Below are 21677 nucleotides of genomic sequence, written 5' to 3' on the forward strand. Positions count from 1 at the left end.
GGTACAGCATGCAGCGTGGATCAGGCGTCGGATTCGACGATGACCTTGACCGAGGTTTCCACATCAGCATGCAGGTGCAGCACAACGTCGTACTCGCCGACATTGCGGAATGCGCCTTCGCCCAGGATCACTTCGCTCTTTTCCAGCGGCAGGCCGGCGGCGGTGAACGCCTCGGCGATGTCGCGCGGGCCGACCGAGCCATACAGCTTGCCTTCGGTCGACGCATGCGCGCCGATGGTGACGCTGGCGCCTTCGAACTTGCCGGCGCGGCTCTGTGCGTCGGCCAGGATGGTGTTGGCCTTGGCTTCGTAATCGGCACGCTTGGCTTCAAACGCTTCAACGTTGGCAGCGGTGGCCGGAACGGCCTTGCCCTGCGGCACGAGGAAATTGCGGCCGTAACCCGGCTTGACGCTGACCTTGTCGCCCAGGCCGCCGAGGTTGGTCACTTTCTGCAGAAGAATCAGATCCATGGTGGTGCTCCGTTATTCGTTAGCGCCGGCACTTTGGCCGACGCAACGTTTGCTGTCCGAAAAGACGGGATTCGGGAATCGGGATTTGGGAATCGCAAGAGCACGATCAACACCGCATCTCGAATGACCGGCCTCTATATTTTTAATAACCCGCACATGGATGTGCGGGCTCTTGTGAGGGACTCACATACAACCGTGCGGGCTCTTGTGAGGAACTCACATCAACGACTCGGATTAAACGTCGTGATTGTCCGTGTACGGGATCAGCGCCAGGAAACGCGAGCGCTTGACGGCCGTGGCCAGCTGACGCTGGTACTTGGACTTGGTACCGGTCACGCGGCTCGGCACGATCTTGCCGTTCTCGGTGAGGTACTGACGCAGGGTGTTGAGATCCTTGTAATCGATCTCTTTCACGCCCTCGGCGGTGAACTTGCAGAACTTGCGACGACGGAAGAACTTGGACATGACAGCGCTCCTTAGGCGGCTTCGGCGTTGTCGCCGTCGGTATCGGTGGCGGCAGGTGCAGCATCGCCCTCATCGTCATCACGACGACGACGCTCGCTACGCTCGGGCTTGTCGCCCTTCTCGTCCTTGCTCTTCATGATCAGCGACTGCTCGGTGTCCGGGCCATCGCGCTTGACGACCAGGTGACGCAGCACCGCATCGTTGAAGCGGAAGCTTTCCACCAGCTCGCTCAGCACGGCCTGGTCGACTTCAATGTTGAGCAGCACGTAGTGCGCCTTCACCAGGTTCTGGATCGGGTAGGCCAGCTGACGGCGGCCCCAGTCTTCCAGACGGTGGATGGTGCCGTTACCGCCCTCGATCAGCGACTTGTAGCGCTCGATCATGGCCGGGACCTGCTCGCTCTGATCCGGGTGGACCAGGAACACGACTTCGTAATGACGACTCATGTTGTATTACCTTTCGGATGTGGCCACGTGGGCCGGACAGCTCCCCGGTGACCCGCGCAAGGCGGCCGGTGGAGCAAGGATTCCCACCCGGAACCGGGCAGGAAGCAGGAAAGTATGGCAGTTCAAGCGCTTAGCCGCAACTGGGCCGAGCCAGCGGCTGAGCCTAAGAACGTAACATCTACGTGGTGACTGCTTAAGCCCCTCTCCCGCCGGGGCGATAAGGCACCGCTTGCGCGCTACTGGCGCGCGTGCCTTGGAACGCCCGCGCCGCAAGCGCGGGCCGGGGCGCGGGGGTTGGGGTGAGGGTCCGCGGCGAAGCCACTGGTGACGTCTAACCGCGCGAGGCTTCGCCCCGTACCCTCATCCGCCCTTCGGGCGCCTTCGCCCGGTGGGAGAAGGAATAGCGCGCACCAGCGAGCTCAGCGATGCTCGGCTTCGGTCGTGAAACTTTCCCCGCAGCCGCACTCGGCAGTCGCGTTGGGATTGCGGAAGGTAAAGGTCTCGCTCAGGCCGTGCTTGCCGAAATCGATGCAGGTGCCATCGACCAGCGGCAGGCTGACCGGGTCGACGAAGATGCGCACGCCCTCCTGCTCGAACACCGCGTCGTCGTCGCGTTTCTCGCGCGCCAGGTCGGTGACATGGCCCCAGCCCGAGCAACCTGTCTTGGTCACGCCAAAGCGCAGACCCAGCGTCCCCGGGGTCTGCTGCACGAAACGCTGCACGCGCTCCAGCGCGGCGGGGGTGAGGCTGATGGCCATGGGGGTGCTCCGGAAACGATGGTGGCAAGTATAGCGAGGCTGCAATCACCGGGGCTGCAGCCGCTGCGACGACGTGTTCCCCAGATGGGGCCATGTCCGGCCTTGGACAAGCGCGAGCATCCACAAGCGGTTCAGATGCTCGCGCCAGCGCGCCCGCAGCCAGTAAACTCGCAGACCATTCAAAGTCGCTACGGCGAGGACAAGTCATGACGGTGGTCAGCGTTGAACATGCGCTTGCGGGAAAACTCCCGGAAGGCGGCGAAGTCACGGTACGGGGGTGGGTGCGCACGCTGCGCGGATCTGCCGGACTGGCCTTCATCAACGTGACCGATGGCTCCTGCTTCGCTCCGATCCAGGTGGTGGCCAACGACACCCTGCCCAACTTCGACGAGATCAAGCGCCTGACCAGCGGCTGCTCGCTGATCGCCAAGGGCGTGCTGGTGAAGTCGCAGGGCAAGGGCCAGTCGTTCGAGATCCAGGCCAGCGGCGTGGAGATCGTCGGCTGGGTCGAAGACCCGCTGACCTACCCGATCCAGCCCAAGCCGATGTCGCCGGAGTTCCTGCGCGAAGTGGCGCACCTGCGCCCGCGCACCAACCTATTCGGCGCGGTCACCCGCATCCGCAACTGCCTGGCGCAGGCGGTGCACCGCTTCTTCCACCAGAACGGCTTCAACTGGATCAGCACCCCGATCATCACCACCTCCGACGCCGAAGGCGCCGGGCAGATGTTCCGCGTCTCCACGCTGGACATGGTCAACCTGCCACGCGATGCCAGCGGCGCGGTGGATTTCAGCCGCGACTTCTTCGGCAAGGAAACCTTCCTGACCGTGTCCGGCCAGCTCAACGTGGAGGCCTACTGCCTGGCGCTGAGCAAGGTCTACACCTTCGGCCCGACCTTCCGCGCCGAGAACAGCCATACCACGCGCCATCTGGCCGAATTCTGGATGATCGAGCCGGAAATCGCCTTTGCCGATCTGGCCGAAGACGCGCGCCTGGCTGAGCAGTTCCTCAAGTACCTGTTCCGCGCGGTGCTCGATGAGCGTGGCGACGATCTGGCATTCCTGGCCGAGCGCGTGGACAAGAACGCGATCGCCAAACTGGAAGCCTTCATCAATGCCCCGTTCGAGCAGATCGACTACACCGAGGCGGTGAAGCTGCTGCAGAACTCGGGCAAGAAGTTCGACTTCCCGGTCGAATGGGGTCTGGACCTGCAGACCGAGCACGAGCGCTGGCTGACCGAGGAACATATCGGCCGCCCGGTGGTGGTGACCAACTACCCCGAGCACATCAAGGCCTTCTACATGCGCCTGAACGACGACGGCAAGACCGTCGCGGCGATGGACGTGCTGGCGCCGGGCATCGGCGAGATCATCGGCGGCAGCCAGCGCGAAGAGCGCCTGGATGTGCTGGATGCACGCATGGCGCAGTTCGGCCTGGACCAGGAGCACTACAGCTGGTACCGCGATTTCCGTCGCTACGGCTCGGTGCCGCATGCCGGCTTCGGCCTGGGCTTCGAGCGCCTGGTGGTTTACGTGTGCGGGTTGAGCAACATCCGCGACGCCATCCCCTACCCGCGCGCGCCGGGCAGCGCCGAGTTCTGATGTGAGCCTGCTGGCCGCCGCCACGCTGCAGTTGCTGGCCTTCGCGGCGGCGTTGCTGGCAGCCGCACATCCGGGTGCCAGCGCGTGGTGGCAGGGTGACACGGCACGCAGGGCGATCATCCGCGCCGTGCGTCCGTTATGGTGGACCATCACTGCGCTGGTGATCGGCGCAGCACTTCCCCAACTCGCACTGATGCTGGCGGGCACATGACCCTGTTCTTCGCACTGTGTTTTGTCGGTGTGGCCGTTGCCGGCCTCACCGCCTTGCTGATCTTCTGGCCGCTGACGCTGGTGCACCTGCGCGACCGACATCCCGAGGCGCTGGCCAGCTTCGGCGAGCCGGCCTTCATCAGTCCTGCGGCGCTGCGCTGGTTGCTGGCGCGGCGCTACCGCAGCCATCGCGACAGTGCGCTGTCCGGCCTGGCCACGCCGGCCTGGCTGTCGCTGCTGACCATCTTTTTCGGCCTGGGCATGGCAGCCCTGCTCGGCCTGCTTTCCAAGGTAATGCCATGAATACTCCGCAAGACACCGCAGATGACGACCACGATTCGTGGTGGCTGGCCACGATCGGCCGCACGCTGATCTGGGCGCGCCTGCGCGTCAAGCAGGCCGGTACCGCCGAAGTCCTGGACAGCGACGGCAAGATCCTGCCCTACGACAGCGAAGACAGCGCCCGCGCGGCCTTGTTCGATGCCGAATTCGTCGCGCTCGACGGGCTGGACGAAGAAGACGCGCTGATGCGTGGCTTCTCGCTCGATGAGGTCTCGCCGCCGCGTGGCGACGACGATGCGGACCTACGCGAACGCATGGTGCTGACCCTGGGCGGTCGCGCCTGACATGTACGCCCCACGCGCGTTCGCGCAGACCGATCTGGCCTTGCTGGACTGGCTGATCGCGCGCGACCCGTTCGTCACCCTGATCAGCCACGGCGAGGACGGACAGCCGGCGATCTCGCATCTGCCGGTGCTGTACCGACGCGATGCGCAATCCGTGGTCATCGAAGGCCACTGGGCGCGCCCCAATCCGCAGGCACGCAGCCCCGGCGACGCGGTACTGGTGGTGCAGGGCCCGCATGCCTATGTGTCGCCCAGCTGGTATCCGGACAAGGAAGCGGCCGCACGCGTGCCGACCTGGAACTACGCCGTGGCGCATCTGCATGGACGCTGCGAGCAGGTGAGCGATGAGGCGGCGCTGGGCGAGCTGATCGGCCGCATGAGCACCCACTTCGAACAACGCGTCGGCAGCGACTGGCTGTTCGAGATGCAGCGCGACAGCCACCGCCGCCAGTTACGCGGCCTGGTCGGCTTCCGCTTCGTTCCCAGCCGCATCGAGCTGACCTTCAAGCTCAGCCAGAACCATCCGGCCGCTAATGTGGCGGCCGTGAGCGATGCATTGCAGCAACAGGCATCGGCCGACTCCCGCGAGGTGGCGTCGCTGATGCGCGATGCCCTGCTTGCACGCGACCGCGCGGTCTGAGCGGCGCGGCACACCACCGATTTCTGCAACACCGCTTCTCGCTCATCTGTCGATCACACACTGCCCTCCTTCCTCTGGAATACTGCGCGCATGAACGAGCTCAACCATTTGCTTGAAAACAACCGTGCCTGGTCCGAGCGCATCCGCCGCGAGGACCCGGAATTCTTCTCCAAGCTGTCCACCCAGCAGACGCCCGAGTACCTGTGGATCGGCTGCTCGGACTCGCGCGTGCCGGCCAACCAGATCATCGACATGGCCCCGGGCGAGGTGTTCGTCCACCGCAACATCGCCAATGTGGTGGTGCATACCGACCTGAACTGCCTGTCGGTGATCCAGTTCGCCGTCGACGTGCTCAAGGTCAAGCACATCCTGGTGGTCGGCCATTACGGCTGCGGCGGCGTGTTCGCCAGCCTGACCCAGAAGCGCATGGGCCTGGTCGACAACTGGATCCGTCACGTCACCGATGTGGCCGACAAGCACGAGGCCTGCCTGCACGACGCGGGCGACCTGCCGGTGCAGCACGCGCGCCTGTGCGAGCTCAACGTGCTCGAGCAGGTGGTCAATGTGTGCCGCACCACCATCGTGCGCGACGCCTGGGACCGCGGCCAGGCACTGCAGGTGCATGGCTGGGTCTACAGCCTGCGCGACGGACGTGCGCACGACCTGGGCATGTCGATCGACCGCCCGGAACTGCTGCAGGAACGCTACGACGCCGCACTGGCGCGCATCCAGGCCGATCACGCCGAACGCTGAGCCGCACCCGCACGCCATCCAGCCGCGGCGCCCATCGGCGCCGTCGGTTGGCTATGCTGGACGTCTTCTTTGCCGAGGAACGTCGATGCTGGTCCCGCCGATCAACCTGCAAGCCTGGATCGAGCAACACCGCCACCTGCTCAAGCCGCCGGTGGGCAACAAATGCATCCAGCAGGACGGCTTCATCATCATGATCGTCGGTGGGCCGAACGCGCGCACCGACTATCACTACGACGAAGGCGCGGAGTGGTTCTTCCAGCTCGAAGGCGAGATGGTGCTGAAGGTGCAGGACGAAGGCGTGGCACGCGACATCCCGATCCGCGCCGGCGAGATCTTCCTGCTGCCGCCGAAGGTGCCACATTCGCCGCAACGCGCGGCCGGCTCGATCGGCCTGGTGATCGAACGCGAGCGCTTGCCCAACGAGCAGGACGGCCTGCAGTGGTATTGCCCGCAGTGCAATCACAAACTGTACGAGGCGATGTTTCCGCTGCAGGACATCGAAACCGATTTTCCGCCGGTGTTCGATCATTTCTACCGTTCGCTCGCGCTGCGCACCTGCAGCCAGTGCGGGCATCTGCACCCTGCGCCGGAGCGCTATGCCACTGTCGAGGCATGAGTGGGCGATGGCCGAGGCAATTCCAGGCACGCGTCGCACAGGTCTTCGAGCGCATTCGCTCGGCGGTGGCCATCGGCGCGCCGCCGCGCCCTCGCAATGCCGCGCAACGCAATGACGATGCAGCTGCGCGCAGCGCACCGTGTGTCGAGCGTGTGCACGCGCCGCAGCCGCGCCGTGCGTCCGCATTGAACCCCATGCCATGCTGCGCACGCTGATCGACCTCAAGCCGCGCGACGTGCCATTGCGCGTTGCGTTGCGTAACACCGCCGCGGTGGTGCTGCCGCTGGCGGTCGGCGTGGCCACCGGGCATGTCGCCGCCGGTCTGGCCGTGTGTACCGGCGCGCTCAACACCATGTTCACCGACCAGCCCGGCCCGTATCGCGCGCGCCTGCAACGCATGCTGATGGCCGCGCTGGCAGCGGGCCTGGCTGCGTTGCTCGGCATCTGGGTCGGCCACAACACCCCGGCATTGGTGATCGCCGGGTTGCTGCTCGGCCTTGGCGGCGGCTTGCTGGTGGCACTGGGCCCGGTGGCAGCGCGGGTGGGGCTGACCAGCATGATCCTGCTGGTGGTCAGCGCCGACATGCGCCTGCCGGTGCAGCAGGCCGCGGGCGTGGCGGCATTGATCTTCGCCGGCGGCCTGCTCCAGGTAGTGCTGGCACTGGCGGCCTGGCCATTGCAACGCTATCGCCCGGAGCGCTTCGCGCTGGCCGACCTGATGCGTCAACTGGCCGGCATCGCACGCCAGCGTCCGGAAGCCAGCGCCCCGCCACCGGCCACCCAGGAAGTGCTCGATGCGATGGTGATGCTGCATGGCGAGCATCGCTCGCGCGCGATCGCCGTGCAGAGCTTCCGCATCATCGCCGAGCTGTGCGAGCGCGTACGGCTCGAGCTGCTGTCGCTGGCCGATGTCGATACCCGCCTGACCGACTCGCAGGCGCGCCCGGCGATCGAGCGCGTGCTCGAACGCAGCGCCATCGTGCTGGAACAGCTCGCGCATGCGATGACGGTGGGCGAAGACCCGCTCGCCGCCAATGCCTCGATGACCGGCTTCGACGATCTGGTCGCCGCACTGGCGCAGTTCCAGCACGACAACGCCGATACCCGCGAGCGCCGGCTGGTGCGCGTGGCGGTGGCGCGCGCGCAAGGCCTGGGCGGCCAGCTGCGCGCCCTGATCCGCAACGCGCATTGGGCCAGCAGCCGTGGCGAGATCCAGGCGCAGCTGGCCGAAGCGCGCCTGCCGGCGGCGCTGCGGCCCGCAGCGACCTGGGCCACGCTGCGCGCGAACCTGGATCTGTCCTCGGTGGCGTTCCGGCATGCCTTGCGTTGCGGCGTGTGCCTGGCGCTGGCGATCGCCTTCCAGCGCTGGCAGCAGATCCCGCACGGCTTCTGGATTCCGATGACCACCGCCATCGTGCTCAAGCCGGATTTCGGCGGCACTTTCAGCTTCGGCGCCTTGCGCGTGGCCGGCACCTTCGTCGGCCTGCTGGTGGCGACCTTGCTGGCGCACCTGGCGATGGACGGCGCCAGCGTCCGCCTGGCGTTGCTGGCGCTGTTCTGCCTGGGCTTCCGCCTGCTGACGCAGGTGAACTACGGCATCGGCGTGGCGTTTCTGACCGGCATGCTGGTGCTGCTGCTGTCGTTCGAAGGCGTGGCACCGGGCGAGGCCATCGGTGCGCGTCTGCAGGCCACGGTCGCCGGCAGTGCCTGGGCGTTGATCGCCTACGCGGTGTGGCCCACGCGCGAGCGCCGGCATATCCGCGCGTCACTGGCACAGTTGCTGAGCGCCTATCGCGATCATCTGCGCAATCTGCTGCTCGGCAGGATGGACGATCTGGGCGACACCCGCGCTGCCGCACGCGTGGCGCGCACCAACGCGCAGGCCTCGATCGAACGCCTGCGCGGCGAGCCACGCAGCCGACGCAATCTGCACGAGCTCAAACTCGCCGAATCGTTGCTGGCCAACGGCAACCGGCTGATCCGCGCCACCCTGTCGCTGGAGGCGGTGCTGCGCGACGGCCATCCCCTGCCTGCGCTGGAAGCGCTGCCCGCCTTCGCGCAACAGGCCGACCAGGCATTGTCCGAGCTGATCGCCTGCCTGGTCGACGGCGGCATTCCCGCCGCGGCCACCTTGCGCAGCGCCGAGCGCCAGCTGTCCGATGCATTGGCCGCCCTGCCCGACGGCTCGCCCGCCACCGCCGCACTGGCCGACACCATCGACCGCATCACCGACAGTATCGGCACCTTGACGCATCTACTGCGCCCTGCCCGGCCAGCCTCGACCAGCGCTGCAGCCGAGCCAGCGGCCGCGCATGACGGCGCACACGGTGCCGGCGGGTAAACTGCGTCACTGACCTGCGTTGCGAGCCGTGATCATGACCGACCTGCTGTCCCGCGCCCATGCCGTTGCGGTGGACGCCGCCGACCCGCTGCGCCACCTGCGCGATGACTTCGTGTTCCCGCAGCATGCCGGCCAGGACCAGACCTATTTCGTCGGCAATTCGCTGGGCCTGCAGCCTCGCGGCGCGCGCGCGATGGTGGCCGAGGTGCTCGACCAGTGGGGCGCGCTCGCGGTGGAAGGCCACTTCACCGGTCCCACCCAGTGGCTGACCTATCACCAGCTGGTGCGCGATGGCCTGTCGCGCGTGGTCGGCGCACAGCCCGGCGAAGTGGTCGCGATGAACACGCTGAGCGTCAACCTGCATCTGATGATGGCCAGCTTCTACCGGCCCACACCCGAGCGGGGCGCCATCCTGATCGAAGCCGGCGCGTTTCCGTCCGACCGCCATGCGGTGGAATCGCAACTGCGCCTGCATGGGCTGGATCCGGCCACGCAGCTGATCGAAGTGGAAGCCGACCAACCCAATGGCACGGTATCGATGGCGGCGATCGCCGATGCCATCGCACGGCACGGTCCGCGGCTGGCGCTGGTGCTGTGGCCCGGCATCCAGTACCGCACCGGCCAGGCCTTCGAGCTGGGCGAAATCGCGCGGCTGGCACACGCGCAGGGCGCGATGGTGGGTTTCGACCTGGCGCATGCGGTCGGCAATATCGCGTTGACGCTGCACGACGACGGCGCGGATTTCGCGGTGTGGTGCCACTACAAATATCTCAACGCCGGCCCCGGCGCGGTGGGTGGCTGTTTCGTGCACGCACGCCATGCCAACAGCGACCTGCCGCGCATGGCCGGTTGGTGGGGACACGAGCAGCAGAGCCGCTTCCGCATGGAGCCGCAGTTCGTGCCCTCGCCTGGCGCCGAAGGCTGGCAGCTGAGCAATCCGCCGGTGCTGGCGCTGGCGCCACTGCGTGCGTCGCTGGAGCTGTTCGATCAGGCCGGCATGCCGGCGCTGCGCGCCAAGTCCGAACAACTCACCGGGCACCTGGAACAGCTGATCCACGCCCGCGTGCCGCAGGTGCTGCAGATCGTCACCCCGGCCGCGCCGGCGCAACGCGGCTGCCAGTTGTCGTTGCGGGTGGCCGGTGGCCGCGCGCAGGGGCGCTCGCTGTTCGAGTACCTGCAGTCGGTCGGCGTGCTCGGCGACTGGCGCGAGCCGGACGTGATCCGCATCGCACCGGTGCCGCTGTACAACCGCTTCAGCGATCTGCATCGGTTGGTCGAACAGGTGGAAACCTGGGCCAGCGCCTGAGCACACGCGGCACAGACTGTGCCATCGACCAGATCGGTGCGTGGGCCGGAACCGGCACACGCGCACGTACACTCCGAACCCGCACCTGGCTGATCGCGGCAGGTGCCGTTGCCAGCCATCCACGTTCTCCCCCTTCGCCGGCACTTGCGTCCGGCCGCTGCCGGATACCGCATTGAGCGCAGTCTCTCCCCGTTCCCTGACCTTGATCGGCGCTGGCCTGGCCGGTTGCCTGCTGGCCATCCTGTTGTCGCGTCGCGGCTGGCAGGTCACCGTCTACGAGCGCCGCGGCGATCCGCGCATCAAGGGCTACGAGTCCGGCCGCTCGATCAACCTGGCGCTGGCCGAGCGCGGCCGCCATGCGCTGCGTCAGGCCGGTGCCGAAGACGCAGTGATGGCCAAGGCGGTGATGATGCGCGGGCGCATGGTGCATCCGTTGATCGGCGAACCGCAGCTGCAACGCTATGGACGCGACGACAGCGAGGTGATCTGGTCGATCCACCGCGCCGCATTGAATGTCGCACTGCTCGATCTGGCCGAACAGGCTGGCGCGCGCGTGCATTTCTATCGCCGCCTGCACACGGTGGACTTCGATGCCGGCTATGCGCGCTTCATCGACGACCGCGACGACCAGCCGCACGAAATCCACTTCCAGAGCCTGATTGGCAGCGATGGTGCCGGCTCGGCGTTGCGCGCGGCGATGCAGCGCAAGTCGCCGCTGGGTGAGCGCACCGAATTCCTCGATCACTCCTACAAGGAGCTGGAAATTCCGCCATTGCCCGGTGGCGGTTTCCGCATCGAAGGCAATGCGCTGCATATCTGGCCGCGCGGGCGCTACATGTGCATCGCGCTGCCCAACGACGGCGGCACCTTCACCGTCACGCTATTCCTGCCCAACGCCGGCGACCCCAGCTTTGCCACCACGCGTACCGGCGACGAAGCGCTGGCCCTGTTTGCGCGTGATTTTCCCGATGCCCTGCCGCTGATCCCGCAGCTCAAGGAGCATTGGGAAGAACATCCGCCCGGCCTGCTCGGCACCCTCACCCTGGACCGCTGGCATCTGGGCGGCCGCGCACTGCTGATCGGCGACGCCGCGCACGCGATGGTGCCGTTCCACGGCCAGGGCATGAACTGCGCCTTCGAAGATTGCGTGGCGCTGGCAGAGCAGCTGGATGCGCACGAGGATCTGGAGACCGCGTTTGCCGCGTTCCAGGCCGCACGCCGTGACGACGCCGCAGCGATCCAGCAGATGGCGCTGGAGAATTACCTGGAGATGCGCGACCGCGTCGACGATCCCGATTTCCTGCTGCAACGCGCGCTCGAACAGCAATTGCAGGCGCGCTGGCCCACCCGTTTCGTGCCGCATTACACGATGGTGACCTTCCTGCGCACGCGCTACTCGATCGCCCTGGCGCGCAGCGAGATCCAGCGCCAGATCCTGGTCGAGGCCACGCGCGGGCACAGCGACCTGTCGCGCATCGACTGGGCCGCGCTGGAAGCGGTCGTGCATGCGCGCCTGCAGCCGCTGGAAGGCGCGCACTGATCCACCCGCGCAGGCCGGCGTCAGCAGGTGTAGGTGCGGATAAGAGATACTAGGCAGCACTGGCGGCGCCCTGCGCAGTGCGCCACGGACCTGGATTTCATACGGCATGCCTGACAGCTTTCTCTTCTACGACCTGGAAACCTTCGGCCAGGATCCACGCCGCACGCGCATCGCACAGTTCGCCGCGGTGCGTACCGATGCGCAACTGCGCGTGATCGAAGAGCCGATCAGTTTCTACGTGCAACCGGCCGACGATCTGCTGCCCTCGCCGTACGCGACCATGGTCACCGGTATCACCCCGCAACACGCACTGCGCGAAGGCGTGAGCGAGGCCGAAGCGTTCGCGCGCATCTCCGACCAGATGAGCCGGCCGCAGACCTGCACGCTGGGCTACAACTCGATCCGCTTCGACGACGAGTTCGTGCGCTGCGGGCTGTTCCGCAATTTCTACGACCCGTACGAGCGCGAGTGGCGCGGCGGCAATTCGCGCTGGGACCTGCTCGACGTGTTGCGGCTGGTGCATGCGCTGCGCCCTGACGGCATCGTCTGGCCGCAGCGCGAAGACGGCGCCACCTCGTTCAAGCTCGAACACCTGGCCGATGCCAACGCAGTGCGCGAAGGCGACGCGCACGAGGCGCTGTCGGACGTGTACGCCACCATCGGCATGGCGCGCAGGTTCCAGCAGCATCAACCCAAGTTGTGGGACTACGCGCTGCGCCTGCGCGACAAGCGCTTTGCGGCGACGCTGCTGGACGTCATCGCGATGCAACCGGTGCTGCATATCTCGCAGCGCTATCCCGCCTCGCGCATGTGCGCCGCCGCGGTGCTGCCGTTGACGCGCCATCCGCGCATCGACAGCCGCGTGATCGTGTTCGATCTGGATGGCGACCCTGAAGTGCTGTTGCGCCTGAGCCCGGACGAGATCGCCGACCGGCTGTATATCCGCGCCGCCGACCTGCCCGAGGGCGAGCAGCGCATTCCGCTCAAGGAAGTGCACTTGAACAAGTCGCCGGCGCTGGTGGCCTGGCAGCATCTGCGCGCAGCGGATTTCCAGCGCCTGGGCATCGACCACGACGCGGTGCTGGCCAAGGCTGCACGCCTGCGCGAGCTCGGCCCTGAGCTGGCCGAAAAAGTGCGCCAGGTGTACGGCAACGAACGCGCTGCGGCGCCGGCGGTCAACGATGCCGATGCCTCGCTCTACGACGGCTTCCTGGCCGAAGGCGACAAGCGCCTGCTGGCGCAGGTGCGCGCCAGTGCGCCGGCCGAACTGGGCGCGCTGGAGTCGCGCTTCCGCGACCCGCGCCTGGTCGAGTTGCTGTTCCGCTACCGCGCGCGCAACTGGCCGCAGACGCTGTCGTTCGAAGAGCAGGAACGCTGGAATGTCTATCGCCGTCAACGCCTGCTCGACGACCGTGGCCTGGGCGAGGTCACGCTTGATCAGTTCCATGCGCAGATCGCGGATTTACGGCTTGCTCACCCAGACGATGCTACCAAGCAGTCCCTGCTCGATCAGCTCGCCGCCTGGGGTTTGGACCTCCAACGCACGCTATGACCACCTATTTTTCCGACGCCAGTTTCAAGTTCCTGCGCGCACTGGCGCGCCACAACGACAAGACCTGGTTCAACGATCACCGGCATCAGTACGAGGCGCATGTGCGCCAGCCGTTCCTGCAGCTCATCACCGACCTGCAGCCGGCCCTGGCCGAGGTCAGCGAGCACTATCGCGCCGATCCCAAGACCCAGGGCGGCTCGCTGTTTCGCATCTACCGCGATGCGCGTTTTTCCAACGACAAATCGCCGTACAAGAACTGGCAGGGCGCGCGCCTGTTCCATGAGCGCCGCCGCCAGGTGCCGGCGCCGTCGTTCTATATCCATCTGCAGCCGGGCGAGAGCTTCGTCGGTGCCGGGCTGTGGCATCCGGAGCCGGACACCCAGCGCAAGCTGCGCCAGTTCATTTTCGACAATCCCGCCAACTGGAAAGCGGCCGCCTACGAACCCAGACTGCGCCGCAAGTTCGCGCTGGACGACAGCGAGAAACTGGTGCGCGCGCCGCGCGGTTTTCCCAACGAGTTCGAGTTCATCGACGATCTCAAGCATCGCAACTGGGCGTACCTGCGTCATCTCGACGATGCCGTCATGACCGGCCCGCGCCTGCGCCAGACCATCGAGGCCGACCTGGTGGTGCTGGCGCCGTTCGTCGATTACCTGTGCGCCGCGCTGGATCTGGAATTTTGATGGATCGCGCGGCGCCGACGGCCATCGACGCGGCGCCGGCGACCGGCACACCGAAGCGATCTCTCGCTGCGCGGCGCTGTGCATCGCTGCGTCTTGCACCAACCACCGCGATGGACTGCACACCATGAACAAACGCTGGTTGCTATTGCCCGTACTGGCCGTGCTGCTGCTTGTCAGCTATGTGGTTGCAGGCCCGTACCTGGCCATTCGCGGCATCAGCCAGGCCGTCGCCAATCGCGACGCCGCGCAGCTGGAACGCCATGTGGATTTCCCCAGCCTGCGGGTCAACCTCAAGGCGCAGCTGGACGATTACCTGGTTCGCCAGGCCGGCAGCCGCATGCAATCGAGCCTGCTCGGCGGGTTCGCCCTGCAGCTCGCCAGCGGTATCAGCGGTGCCGGCGTGGACACGCTGGTGACCCCGCTGGGCATCGGCGCGCTGCTGCAAGGCCATAGCGTGTGGAATCGCGTCACCGGCGACACCGTCAGCCCGGACACCTATGCGGCGCCGGCGCCGGCGCGTCCGCTGCAAGGCGCCGAGCAGCGCTTCGAATCCACCCGCCGCTTCACCGCCACCACCCGCACCGCGACCGGAGCGCCGGTGGTGTTCGTGCTGACGCGGCAAGGGCTGCGCTGGCGGCTGACCGATATCCAGCTGCCGCTGGCAGATGCGGAAACTCCGCTGCCCCCATGACCGCGCGCTTGCGAGCGATATTGGGATTTTCTCCTGCGCAGGCTGACGCCGCGCGCCGGACAGCGGCTCACGAAAACCGCCAGGCCCGCTCCATCCACGCTGCCTGCAGCCGCAGCATCGACGGCCGCAGTTGCCGGCGCGCCGGCCACGGCAACGTCGCCAGCGCCTGCTCCGCAGTGCCTGGCGTGCGTTTGCCGTTCCAGGCGTACAGCAACTGGTTGCGCGGATCCGGCTCGGGCAACAGCAGCACCCGCCCATCGAATACCTCGCGCAGCGTGGCCAGATGCCCGGCCAGCGGCACCTGGAACAGGTTCAGCGCCAGCACACCGCCTGGCGTCAGCGCAGCGCGGCAATCGGCGTAGAACTCGGGCGTGCACAACGCCGGTGGGATGCCATCGGCATCGTAGGCATCCAGCAGCAACAGGTCGTAACGCCCGGTACGCGTGCCGATCCACTGCGCACCGTCGCCGTGCGTGACCTCAAGCCGCGCATCGTCGCGCGGCACGCCAAACGCATCGCGCAACGCCAGCACCTGCGCATCGGCGTCCACCGCCTCGATGCGCGTGCTGCGCAGATAGCGGTGGCAGAACTTGGCCTGCGCGCCGCCGCCGAAGCCGATCAGGCCGATGCGTTCGGGCCGCGGCTGCAGCCATAGCGCCGCCAGCATGCCGCGCGTATACGGCAGCATCAGCCGGTACGGCGCCCAGCGCGACATGCGGGTCTGCACGGTGTCGTCGGCGAAGTACAACTCCAGCTGGCGCCAGCTGGAGCGCAGCGCGGCGCGTCCGGCCGGCTTCGGTGCCTCGCTCACCTGCCCGGCGGATCGTTGGCCACGCCATGCGGTACGTGGCCGGCCGCCACGTGCTGGTGCTGGCGCGCACTGTCGATGTTGTGCTGCGAATCGTCGAAGAAGATGTCCGCGCCAAACGCCTCCAGGAACGGCCCCTTGTGCCGCCCACCGAGGAACAGCGCCTCGTCCAGACGCACGCCCCACTCGCGCAGGGTGCGGATCACCCGTTCGTGCGCCGGCGCCGAGCGCGCGGTGACCAGCGCGGTGCGGATCGGCGAGGCCTCGCCCGGCGGGAATGCCGCCTGCAGCGTATGCAGCGCCGACAGGAAATTGCGGAACGGCCCCACCGACAACGGCTCGCGCGCTCGTTCGCGCTCGTGGCGCCCGAATGCCTCCACGCCCTGCTCGCGCGAGATGCGTTCGCTCTCGTCGCCGAAGATCACCGCATCGCCGTCGAAGGCGATGCGCAGTTGGGTCGACAGGCGGCTTTCGTCGTTGTCCACGATCGCCGCGGCGGCCTCGGCGCGTTCGCCCGGCGCGCGCGGCATGATGGTCGCCGCCGCAATGCCATGGGTCAGCGCACGCCGTACCGACTCCGGGTTGGCCGACAGGAACAGGTCGGTGCCGAACGGCTTCACGTACGGCCAGGTCGGCTGACCCGAGGTAAAGGTCGCCCGCACGATGCCCAGGTTGTAGTGCTGGATCGAATTGAAGATGCGCAGCCCGGTGTCGGCGGAATTGCGCGACAGCAGGATCACTTCCACACGCGGGGTTTCTTCGGGCACATCGTGGTTGAGCGCCAGCAGCTTGCGCACCACCGGAAAGGCCACGCCCGGCTCCAGGATGTCGTCCTCATGCTCGCGCTGGAACGCCGAATACGCCTCCACGCCATCGGCCTCGAACAGCGCGTGGCCTTCTTCGAGATCGAACAGCGCGCGCGAGGTCACTGCGACGGTCAGGAGTCTTGGGGAGTTATCAGCCATAGGGGTGCCGGGAATGGGGAATCGGGATCGGGGAATGGGTTGGAGCAACAACGAATGTTCTGGGATTTGAGATGGTTACTTGCACTGCATCGTACCTTGGGCACGCGCAGGCTCGGCTGCACGTCGCGCTGCTGCCGTTGCAAATCCCGAATCCCCACTCCCCAATCCCCGCTCCTCAAACCGCAAACTGTTCGCTGAAGATGCGTTCTTCCAGATTGTGTTCGGGATCGAACAGCAGCGTCACCTGGCGCTGGGTGGATTCGCGGATGGTCACTTCGACCACGTCGCGGATCTCGTGCGAGTCGGCGGTGACGCTGACCGGGCGCTTGTACGGGTCCAGCACGCGGAAGCACACTTCGGTGTCGGCCTTGAGGATGGCGCCACGCCAGCGGCGCGGGCGATACGGGGCGATCGGGGTCAGTGCCAGCGTGTGCGAGCCCAGCGGCAGGATCGGCCCGTGCGCGGAATAGTTGTAGGCGGTGCTGCCGGCTGGCGTGGCGACCATGACACCGTCGCCGATCAGCTCGGCGATGCGGGTCTGGCCATTGAGATCCACGCTCAGGTGCGCGGCCTGGCGGGTCTGGCGCAGCAGCGAGACCTCGTTGTAGGCCAGCGACACCGTGCTGGCACCGGACTCGGTCTGCACCTGCATTTCCAGCGGGCGCAGGTGCGCCGGTTCGGCACGTTGCAGACGCGCGAGCAGGTCGTCCTCGTCGTCGCGGTACTGGTTCATCAGAAACCCGACCGAGCCCAGCTTCATGCCGAACACCGGCTTGCTGGCAGCGCCGTGCCGGTGCAGGGTCTGCAGCATGAAGCCGTCCCCGCCCAGGGCGCAGACGATGTCGGCGGTGTCCAGCGCATGATCGCCATAGCGCTGCACAAGACGCGCGCGCGCGGTCACCGCCGGCTCGGCGTGACTGGCGAGAAAGGCAATCCGGGGTGGTGCGGTCATCGTTGACTCCAGAGCATGCGAATCAGCATACCGCAGCGCTGTGGTGGGCTTGTTGGCTAGCCGCCCCGCCCTCGCCTGCGCGGACGCGCCTGCGCCTGCGCGATCGGGATCGGGATCGGGCGCCACCGGTGACACGGCGCACGTCAGCGCAACGGGCGCGGCAATCCCGCGCGCGCCCTGCGCGCGCTGCCCGGCCAGGCGTCACCGGGCCACTTCCTCAGGCGGTCAATCGCCAGGCGCGATGGATGCGCGCATGCCGCTCGAAATCCGGGTCGATGGTGCGCGGGCTGATTTCTTCGCACTGCGCAAACTCGGCCACCAGTTCCTCGTCGAGCTTGAAGCGGCGGAAGTTGTTGGAGAAATACAGCACCCCACCCGGCGCCAGGCGCGCCACTGCCGCGCGTAACAGCCGCACATGCTCGCGCTGGATGTCGAAGTCTTCGGCGCGTGCGGAGTTGGAGAAGGTCGGCGGGTCGCAGAAGATCACGTCGAAATGCGCGCGCTCGGCTTCCAGCCAGGCCAGCGCGTCGGCCTGCACCAGCTTGTGCTTGCTGCCGGCCTGCCCGTTCAGGGCCAGGTTGTCGGCGCACCACTGCAGATAGGTGCCGGACAGGTCCACGCTGGTGGTCGAGCTCGCGCCGGCCACCGCCGCTTCCACGCTGGCCACGCCGGTGTAGCAGAACAGGTTGAGGAAGCGCCGCCCCTTCGATTGCATGGCCATGGTGCCGCGCAACGGGCGATGATCCAGGAACAGGCCGGTATCCAGGTAATCGAACAAATTCACCCGCAGCAGCGCGCCATGCTCGCGCACGTTGATGAACTCGTTGCGCTGCTCGAAGCGGCCGTACTTGCTGCCGCCCTTGCCGCGCTCGCGTGATTTGAGCGCCACGCGTTCGCCCGGCACCTCGAACACCTCGCGTGCGGCGGCCAGCAGTTCGCCCAGACGGCGGCGCACGTCGGCTTCCGGAATCGTCGCCGGCGCCGCGTATTCCTGCACATGCAGAAACACGCGGCGATCGCCATCGGCTTGCTGGTACACGTCGATGGCGGCCGAGTATTCCGGCAGATCGGCGTCGTAGACGCGGAAGCATTCGATGCCTTCGCGTGCGCGCCACTTCTTGAACTTCTGCAGGTTCTTGCGCAGGCGGTTGGCGACCATCTGCGCGCCCTCGCTGAGCGCGGTCGGCGCCGCCAGCGGGGTGCGCCGCGGCACCGCGATCGGGTCGCAGACGATCAACGCGCACTCGATCGCGCCATTGAACAGCTGGTATTTCTTGCCCGCGCGCAGGCCGGTGGCATACGCCAGCTCGGCGTTGCCGCACAGCAGGCTGGCCCGCCATTGCGGCACGGCGCGCTGCAGGGTATCGCCCAGGCGGCGATACAGCGCCGCATCGGCGGCCAGACGTTCGTCGTAAGGCGGATTGCACACCACCACGCCGGTGGCCTGCGGCGGGGTCTGCAGGTCGCCCACCTCGCGCACGCCGAACCAGATCGCCTCGGCCACGCCAGCCACTTGCGCATTTTCTTTCGCGGCGCGGATCGCATGCGGGTCCATGTCGCTGCCGTGGATCACCTGCCGGAGCGCGGCGCGGCCGAGACTGTCGCGCTCGCGCGCTTCGCCCACCAGTTGCTGCCAGCCCTCGCGGTCGAAGCCGCGCCAGCGGCTGGGGAGATCGCTGCCATAGCGCTGCAGGCCGGGCGCCACGTCGGCGGCCATCAGCGCGCCTTCGATCAGCAGGGTGCCGCTGCCGCACATCGGATCCAGCAGGCCGCCGCCATCGGCGTAGGCGCGCGGCCAACCGGCGCGCAGCAACACCGCCGCAGCCAGATTCTCCTTGAGCGGCGCATCGTTCTGCGCCATGCGCCAACCGCGCCGGTGCAGCGGGCCGCCGCCCAGATCCACCGAAATGGTGGCGCGGCCCTTGCGCAGCGACAGGTTCAACCGCAGATCCGGGCTGTCCACGTCCACCGACGGACGTTCCAGGCCCTGCCGACGCATGGTGTCGACCACCGCGTCCTTGATCCGCTGCGCCGCGTAACGGGCGTGCGTGATCGCGGTACCGGAGACATGCGCGTCCACCGACAGCGTGTGGCCGACGGACAGGTGCTCGTCCCACGGCAATTCGGCCACCCCGGCATACAGCGCGTCCTCGTCCGGGCAATCGAATTCGCTCAGCGGCCACAACACGCGGCTGGCCAGGCGCGACCACAGCACGGCGCGCTGCGCGTCGCGCAGGTCGCCTTCGACGTTGACGCCGGAGATGGTGGCGGTGGCCTTGCTGGCCCCGAGCGACAGCAGCTCGTCGGCAAGCAGGTATTCCAGGCCCTTGGCACAGGATGCGAAGAATTTCACGTAGGCAGGTATCGATGGAGACGCTGGCCGTGGGGGCGAGCGTGGGAGCAGGACGCTGGGCCGGCGCCCGGGTGGGCAAAGCCGTGGCCGCCGCGGGCGGGGCGCAAATGGTCGGCCATCGGAGCCGGCTTTACCAGCCCGCCGGCCGGATCGCCCGCCGCGCGGTTCACCACGGCGCCAGCCGCCACTGCGGCTGCGCAGTCTCCAGGCGCTGCTGCAGGCCCAGCCGCTGCAGGAAGGCGGCATCGTGCGAGGCGACGATCAGCGCCCCCTGGTAGCTGCGCAGCAGCGCCTCGATCGCTTCCACCGCGGCCAGGTCCAGGTGGTTGGTCGGCTCGTCCAGCAACAGCAGTTGCGCCGGCTGCGCCCGGTACAGCGCACATGCCAGCGCCGCCTTGAGCCGTTGGCCGCCGCTGAGCTGGCCGGTGGGCAGGTCGGCACGCTGCTGGTCCAGCCCCAGCAGCGCCAGGCGCAGCCGCTGCGCGTGGGCTGGCGCGTCCGGAGCTGCATCCTGCAGCTGCGCAGCGGCCGAGCGCGCCGGATCCAGCAGCCCCAGGTGCTGATCCAGGTACGCCACCGGCACATGCACCTGGCAACGCCCCGCGCTGGGTTGCAGGCGCCCGGCCAGCAGCTGCAGCAACGACGACTTGCCGCTGCCATTAGGGCCGACCAGGCCGATCCGCGGCTGCCCATGTAGCAGCAGGTCCACCCGCCGCCCGCCCAGCCGTCCGTCGGCCAACTCCACCTGCTGCAGCGTGGCCAGCTGCCGCGATGCACCGGCGGGCGATGTCGGCGCCAGGAGCGCGATCGTGGGGTCGTCCTGCACCAGCGCTGCGGCCTGCACCACCGCCTCGCTCAGCCGCGCCTGTTCGGCCTGGCGTTGCTGTTGCAGCCGCCCCGCGCTGAGCTCGCTGCGCTGCTTCTGCGCGCCGAGCAGGATCGCGGCCTGGTTGGCCTGCCCTGCGGCACGCGCGCCGCGTGCCTGGCGTTGCTGTTGACGCTGCTGCTGTTCGCGCAGCGCCTGCTCACCGCGTGAACGCGCCTGTTTGCGCTGGGCCAGCAATTCGCTGGCGGCCTGCTGTTCGATGGCGCGCTGCTGCGCATAGAACGTGTAATTGCCGCCGTAGCTGCGCAGCCCCTGCGCGGACAATTCAACGATGCGCTGCATCGCATCGAGCAGGTCGCGGTCGTGGCTGATCACCAGCAAGCCACCGCTCCACGCCAGTAACTGATCCATCAGCCGCTGCCGTTGCGGGCCATCCAGGTGATTGCTGGGCTCGTCCAGAATCAACAGGTCCGGCCGGGTCAGAAACGCACCGGCCAGTGCCACGCGCGTCGCTTCGCCGCCGCTGAGCTGCGCGGCCGGTGCACGCGGATCGCGCCCACCCAGACCTTGTCGTTCGAGTTCTGCGGCAAATTGCGCATGGGCGGTCCAGCGCTCGCCGACCAGTTCAAAATCGGCGGGCGCAACGCTGCCGGCGGCGATACGGTCCAGCGCATCCAGCAGCGGCGCGACACCGGCCAGTTCGGCAATGCTCTGCCCCGGCGCCACGCGCACGCGCTGCGGCAGGTAATGCACGCTGCCGTTGCGCACGTAACGCCCTGCGCTGGGCAGCACCTCGCCGGCCAGCAGGCGCGCAAGCACGCTCTTGCCCACGCCATTGCGCCCGACCAGGCCGGTGGCGCGTTGGTCGATGTGGATGGACAGATCGGAAAATAGCGGGCTGCCATCGGGCAGCACATACGCAACGCTTTCCAGCGTCAGCGACGGACAGGTCATACGGGTCTCCATTGCATGCCAGCACACGCACCGATCCAGCCGGACCGGCAGCGGGTAAGGCCGTCATCACGACGGCGGCATCAATGGCGCATTGGACCAATCCTCAGACAGTGGGCAATGC

Annotated in this window: 23 protein-coding genes; 13 read left to right on the forward strand and 10 right to left on the reverse strand. The window is 67.5% G+C overall.

From position 1 onward, the window contains the following. Window positions 1–20: 20 nt before the first annotated feature. From rplI to AC1KVE_RS13740, 4 genes are all read right to left on the reverse strand, one after another. Window positions 21–470, reverse strand: coding sequence for a 50S ribosomal protein L9 (gene rplI, locus AC1KVE_RS13725; RefSeq protein ID WP_016904199.1), 450 nt, complete (start codon window positions 468–470; stop codon window positions 21–23). Between the two features lie 234 nt (window positions 471–704). Next, window positions 705–935, reverse strand: coding sequence for a 30S ribosomal protein S18 (gene rpsR / locus AC1KVE_RS13730; RefSeq protein WP_005991243.1), 231 nt, complete (start codon window positions 933–935; stop codon window positions 705–707). A gap of 11 nt (window positions 936–946) precedes the next feature. Next, window positions 947–1381, reverse strand: coding sequence for a 30S ribosomal protein S6 (gene rpsF / locus AC1KVE_RS13735; protein ID WP_006451585.1), 435 nt, complete (start codon window positions 1379–1381; stop codon window positions 947–949). Between the two features lie 419 nt (window positions 1382–1800). Then, window positions 1801–2139 carry a HesB/IscA family protein gene (locus AC1KVE_RS13740; RefSeq protein ID WP_016904198.1) on the reverse strand — a complete coding sequence of 113 codons (339 nt, stop codon included), beginning with the start codon at window positions 2137–2139 and terminating at the stop codon, window positions 1801–1803. Between the two features lie 206 nt (window positions 2140–2345). On the opposite strand from AC1KVE_RS13740, the gene asnS reads away from it, so the two are divergent. From asnS to AC1KVE_RS13805, 13 genes are all read left to right on the forward strand, one after another. Continuing rightward, window positions 2346–3740, forward strand: coding sequence for an asparagine--tRNA ligase (asnS, locus tag AC1KVE_RS13745; RefSeq protein WP_039511777.1), 1395 nt, complete (start codon window positions 2346–2348; stop codon window positions 3738–3740). Between the two features lies 1 nt (window position 3741). Continuing rightward, window positions 3742–3951, forward strand: a complete 210-nt coding sequence (locus AC1KVE_RS13750; RefSeq protein ID WP_184455579.1) for a hypothetical protein — start codon at window positions 3742–3744, stop codon at window positions 3949–3951. Beyond that, the gene (locus AC1KVE_RS13755) at window positions 3948–4253 is read left to right on the forward strand and encodes a hypothetical protein (protein WP_047125582.1); all 306 of its coding nucleotides are present in this window, start codon (window positions 3948–3950) and stop codon (window positions 4251–4253) included. The genes AC1KVE_RS13750 and AC1KVE_RS13755 overlap by 4 nt, the downstream gene beginning before the upstream one ends. Beyond that, entirely contained in the window at window positions 4250–4576 is a 327-nt protein-coding gene (locus AC1KVE_RS13760; RefSeq protein ID WP_184455577.1) for a hypothetical protein, read from the forward strand. Before AC1KVE_RS13755 ends, AC1KVE_RS13760 begins: the two co-directional genes overlap by 4 nt. A 1-nt stretch (window position 4577) precedes the next feature. Beyond that, entirely contained in the window at window positions 4578–5216 is a 639-nt protein-coding gene (locus AC1KVE_RS13765; protein WP_184455575.1) for an FMN-binding negative transcriptional regulator, read from the forward strand. 90 nt (window positions 5217–5306) lie between these two features. Further along, entirely contained in the window at window positions 5307–5969 is a 663-nt protein-coding gene (gene can, locus AC1KVE_RS13770; protein ID WP_016902447.1) for a carbonate dehydratase, read from the forward strand. An 85-nt stretch (window positions 5970–6054) separates the two neighbouring features. Next, window positions 6055–6585: a 3-hydroxyanthranilate 3,4-dioxygenase gene (locus AC1KVE_RS13775; RefSeq protein ID WP_184455573.1), complete on the forward strand. Its 531-nt coding sequence runs from the start codon at window positions 6055–6057 to the stop codon at window positions 6583–6585. Window positions 6586–6784: 199 nt separating this feature from the next. Next, entirely contained in the window at window positions 6785–8926 is a 2142-nt protein-coding gene (locus AC1KVE_RS13780; RefSeq protein WP_481092222.1) for an FUSC family protein, read from the forward strand. A 34-nt stretch (window positions 8927–8960) separates the two neighbouring features. Further along, on the forward strand, window positions 8961–10232 hold the full coding sequence (kynU, locus tag AC1KVE_RS13785; RefSeq protein WP_184455569.1) for a kynureninase: 1272 nt from the start codon (window positions 8961–8963) through the stop codon (window positions 10230–10232). Between the two features lie 172 nt (window positions 10233–10404). After that, window positions 10405–11772, forward strand: coding sequence for an FAD-dependent oxidoreductase (locus AC1KVE_RS13790; protein WP_184455567.1), 1368 nt, complete (start codon window positions 10405–10407; stop codon window positions 11770–11772). Between the two features lie 106 nt (window positions 11773–11878). Then, complete coding sequence (gene sbcB / locus AC1KVE_RS13795) at window positions 11879–13324, forward strand: exodeoxyribonuclease I (protein WP_184455566.1); 1446 nt, start codon at window positions 11879–11881, stop codon at window positions 13322–13324. Further along, window positions 13321–14007 (forward strand): DUF2461 domain-containing protein, encoded by a 687-nt coding sequence (locus tag AC1KVE_RS13800; protein WP_024940671.1) that lies wholly within the window; start codon window positions 13321–13323, stop codon window positions 14005–14007. Before sbcB ends, AC1KVE_RS13800 begins: the two co-directional genes overlap by 4 nt. A 124-nt stretch (window positions 14008–14131) precedes the next feature. Beyond that, the gene (locus tag AC1KVE_RS13805; protein WP_104559161.1) at window positions 14132–14698 is read left to right on the forward strand and encodes a DUF2939 domain-containing protein; all 567 of its coding nucleotides are present in this window, start codon (window positions 14132–14134) and stop codon (window positions 14696–14698) included. 67 nt (window positions 14699–14765) lie between these two features. On the opposite strand, the gene AC1KVE_RS13810 is transcribed toward AC1KVE_RS13805, so the two are convergent. From AC1KVE_RS13810 to AC1KVE_RS13835, 6 genes are all read right to left on the reverse strand, one after another. Further along, window positions 14766–15509, reverse strand: coding sequence for a spermine/spermidine synthase domain-containing protein (locus AC1KVE_RS13810; protein WP_184455564.1), 744 nt, complete (start codon window positions 15507–15509; stop codon window positions 14766–14768). Next, complete coding sequence (locus tag AC1KVE_RS13815) at window positions 15506–16471, reverse strand: 5'-nucleotidase (RefSeq protein WP_024940674.1); 966 nt, start codon at window positions 16469–16471, stop codon at window positions 15506–15508. The genes AC1KVE_RS13810 and AC1KVE_RS13815 overlap by 4 nt, the downstream gene beginning before the upstream one ends. A 175-nt stretch (window positions 16472–16646) precedes the next feature. Beyond that, window positions 16647–17423 carry an NAD kinase gene (locus AC1KVE_RS13820; protein WP_016902458.1) on the reverse strand — a complete coding sequence of 259 codons (777 nt, stop codon included), beginning with the start codon at window positions 17421–17423 and terminating at the stop codon, window positions 16647–16649. A 217-nt stretch (window positions 17424–17640) separates the two neighbouring features. Further along, a complete protein-coding gene (gene rlmKL, locus AC1KVE_RS13825) occupies window positions 17641–19776 on the reverse strand; it encodes a bifunctional 23S rRNA (guanine(2069)-N(7))-methyltransferase RlmK/23S rRNA (guanine(2445)-N(2))-methyltransferase RlmL (protein ID WP_024940675.1) in 2136 nt (711 codons plus the stop codon). Continuing rightward, window positions 19773–19964, reverse strand: coding sequence for a hypothetical protein (locus AC1KVE_RS13830; RefSeq protein WP_184455562.1), 192 nt, complete (start codon window positions 19962–19964; stop codon window positions 19773–19775). The genes rlmKL and AC1KVE_RS13830 overlap by 4 nt, the downstream gene beginning before the upstream one ends. Beyond that, window positions 19943–21556: an ABC-F family ATP-binding cassette domain-containing protein gene (locus AC1KVE_RS13835; RefSeq protein WP_184455560.1), complete on the reverse strand. Its 1614-nt coding sequence runs from the start codon at window positions 21554–21556 to the stop codon at window positions 19943–19945. Before AC1KVE_RS13835 ends, AC1KVE_RS13830 begins: the two co-directional genes overlap by 22 nt. Window positions 21557–21677 lie beyond the last annotated feature (121 nt).

The sequence above is a fragment of the Xanthomonas sp. NCPPB 2864 genome, assembly GCF_056675615.1.